The 3,337-nt window shown below is 62.8% G+C and carries 3 protein-coding genes; all 3 read right to left on the minus strand.

What is annotated here, in order from left to right:
• Window positions 1-119: 119 nt before the first annotated feature.
• From FFS52_RS23425 to istA, 3 genes are read right to left on the minus strand one after another with little or no spacing between them, the layout of a single operon-like run.
• On the minus strand, window positions 120-575 hold the full coding sequence (locus tag FFS52_RS23425) for a transposase (RefSeq protein ID WP_137811075.1): 456 nt from the start codon (window positions 573-575) through the stop codon (window positions 120-122).
• 42 nt (window positions 576-617) lie between these two features.
• Window positions 618-1,421, minus strand: coding sequence for an IS21-like element helper ATPase IstB (gene istB, locus FFS52_RS23430; protein ID WP_137811076.1), 804 nt, complete (start codon window positions 1,419-1,421; stop codon window positions 618-620).
• Window positions 1,421-3,058, minus strand: coding sequence for an IS21 family transposase (gene istA, locus FFS52_RS23435; protein WP_137811077.1), 1,638 nt, complete (start codon window positions 3,056-3,058; stop codon window positions 1,421-1,423). The genes istB and istA overlap by 1 nt, the downstream gene beginning before the upstream one ends.
• Between the last annotated feature and the right edge of the window lie 279 nt (window positions 3,059-3,337).

Here is a 3,337-nt window from a genome sequence, read left to right on the forward strand (position 1 = left end):
TGATACATCCTCACAGCCCGCTCACGCGTCTCTGGATCAAACTTCCTCAGTGCACCCATACCGGCATTCTCCTGGTGAGATCACGGTCTCCACCAGACCCAGGACGGTTCAGTGAGGGGTCAGGCGGCGGTCCTTTCGGCGGGGCGGGTACGGCCGGCAGCGATGTCGGGGTTCCACGGCGTGGCGGTGGTGATGACGACGAACAGTTGCCGCAGCAGGGCGGCAGCGATCGCTACTCGGGCCTGGTTGGGGTTGAGCTGGTTGGCCTCTCGGCTGGTCAGGTGCCGGTAACGGGCGGCGTACACCTCGTTGTGGGTGAGCGCGGCGAACGCCGCCCGCCACGCCGCGACCCGCAACAGCGGCCGGCCACGCCCGCTGATGCGGGTGGTGCCGCGGTAGCTGCCGGAGGAGTTCTCCCGCGGGCACAGCCCGGCGTGTTTGACCACCGCGCGGGCGGAATCGAAACGGGTCAGGTCCCCGGTTTCGGCGAGGATCGCCGCGACCGAGACCACCGAAACCCCCGGGATGGACTCGGCGAGGGCGCGTAGGCCCAGCCTGTCGCTTGCCAGGTTCATGGGACCACCTGGTTGCCAGAGGGTAGGGACCACCGTGGCGCGTTATTGAGGATGCGTGCTGTCGGTGTCGGCGTCAACTGTTCCGGGTCGGGTGCGTTGTCGGTAGGAGGGTCCTTCGACGACGAGGGTGTGGGCGTTGGAGGTCAGTCGGTCGATCGCTGATTGGGCGAGTAGGGTGTCGGCGGTCATCGTCAGCCACTCCGATGGCTCTCTGTTCGAAGTGACGATCGTGGTCTTCTTTTTGTGCCTCTCGACGACCAGTTCGTAGAAGTCGTTGGTCTCGGTAGCATCGAGCGGCCGTAGCGCGAAGTCATCGATGATGAGCACGTCGATCGCGGTCAGCCGGCGAATCTCCGCCTCGACAGTGTTGTCCAATCTGGCCGCTCGTAATCGCGTGAACAGCTTGTCGGACCGTGCGAACAGGACACTGTGTCGACGGCGGATTGCCATGTGCCCCAGTGCTGTTGCTAGATGCGTCTTGCCCACTCCAACTGGACCCAGAATGATCGCGGACTGTTGGTTGTCGAGAAACCGCAGCGACGTCAGGTCCCCGAGCAGGGTGCGGTCGTAGTGCAGATCGTCGAGCGCGTTCCAGGTATCGAACGCCATTACCGGATCTAGTCCTGCCTTGGTGGCACGCAAGGTGGCAGAACGGGATTCACGTCGGTTCACTTCGTCGGCGAGAAGTACTTCGAGGAATCCGAGGTGGCTGAGTTTGTGTTGGCGGGCCAGGGCTGCGCGTTCGGGCAGTGTGTCGGCCAACGCCCCGAGTTTGAGGGCTTTCAGTAGTCGGATCATGTCGGCGCCGACCGGTTCGGTGGCGTTGTTGCGGGTAGCGGCGTTCATCAAGGGGTCTCCGTGTTCTCGTATCCGTCGGTGTCCACGACGACGGATAGTGCGGGTGTGTTTGTGGCAGTGTTGAATTCGGACGGGTCACGCATAAACCGTGATGTGTTGTGTCCAACTGCTTTCGGTAGTTCCGGCGAGGTCGTCTCGGTGGCGCGTTCGAGCATGGAGGAAATCTTGGTGACCGAGACGACGTCGAGATCCAGTGACAGTGAGCAGGCGCGCTCGACCCGCTCGGCTCCGTAGCGGCGGATGAGCCCCTGCAGCCGGTAGACGCTGCGGATCCGCGTCCACGGCAGCGGATCATCGAGGATTCGTTCGGCGTAGATACCGATGTTTGGTCCGTGGGCGGTGCACTTGGCGATCAGGGAGGTGACATCGCGGAGTGCGTAGTCTGACTTGTGTTCGGGCAGGTCGCTGCGGTCGGTGCTTCGGCCACCCGGTGGTCTGCGTGGGTGAACCTTCACCAATATGCCGCGGTGGTAGAACTTCACCAGTTCGGTGTCTGCGCGCACCGACAGCGTCGAGCCGATCCACTGCTGTGGCAGCGAATACAGTGCCCTACCGACCTCTGCGTGGAAGTCGCGATGAACTTTGACTTCTTTGAAGACCGGTACATCGTAGACCGCCGGCACCGGCAACAGCACCGACAATTCGGTGTCGTCGAAGACCTCCAGCGGCCGCGCGCACGTGGTGCCGTGAATCCTCTTTCCCGCCGTGTTCGTGCACCAATGCACAACGGCTTCTTGCGCTTGGGTGAGGTTGGTGAAATGTTCACCGGCCCAGAAGTTGTTGCGCACATACTGCACGACCCGTTCTACACGGGGCTTGTCTTTCGGTGACCGGACCCGCGCGGGGTCGGTGATGAAACCGACGTGGCCGCTGTAGTCGAGCCAGCCATCGCTGAAACGCGGATTGATCGGATCTGCGGTAATCACTACAGGTTTGAGATTGTCCGGGATCAGGACAGCAAACACTCCGCCGAAGAACTTCCATGCCGCCTCGCATCCGGCGATCACCGCGACGAGTGTCTGCGAGTACGTCAGCCACACGAACATGTGTCGGCTGTAGACGGCGGTGAAGATCAGGGCGTGGACCTTGCGGGTCCGACCATCCTCGGGATCGGTGAGCATCCCCAGATACCCGAAATCGACCTGGCACTCGATACCCGGTTCGCCGTCGACGACCCGGACGGTGAGGTCCGTGCGACCAAACCCACACCGTTCGGTGGCGAACCGGTGCAGTGTCCTGTACGGCACCGTGCAGCCCTGACGGGCAAGCAGCACCTCGATTTTCGTAATCGTCAACGGCTTCTGTTCACCGTCCCCTGCCACCCACCTGGTGATCTGCTCCTCATGTGGGAGCAACCGTTCCCACGCTGTGCCGAGCCCGTGGGGTCGGTCAGGACGGACGATGTCGACGACCGCTGCGATCAACTCGTCGTCGATGTCGGCTGCGGTGTCGCCTCGGTTCAAGCCGGCCGACTGAGCGGCAACGACGTAGCGTCGGACGGTCTTGCGGTCCACGCCGGCGTGCTCTGCGATCGTGCGTAACCCAGGCGACGGCAGAGCGGCCGTCCCGAGCCACAGTCGCAATACTTCTCTGATCTCGTTCACACTGATCTCCCGAAAAGCCATGCCGTCGACCTCCGCGACCTCGATTGAGCTGTCACAGACGATCGAACGAGCAAACGACGAGACCACCGACAAGGCGCGCCGGTGGTCCCATAACTGGCAATCCAGGTGGTCCCATCACCCTGGCAAAAATCAGCTCACAGTGGTCCCATGCTCATGGCAGACGACACCCAGCCCGGTGAGGACCTCGATCATGAGGTGTTCGACCTGCTCGCAGGCGGTGCGGGCGTGCCCGAAATCGTCGAGAGCGTAGCGGGCCCGTTCCAACGCACCAGCCTCGCC

The organism is Gordonia sp. ALPHA1B1, assembly GCF_005502615.1.
GTDB lineage: Bacteria > Actinomycetota > Actinomycetes > Mycobacteriales > Mycobacteriaceae > Gordonia > Gordonia hongkongensis.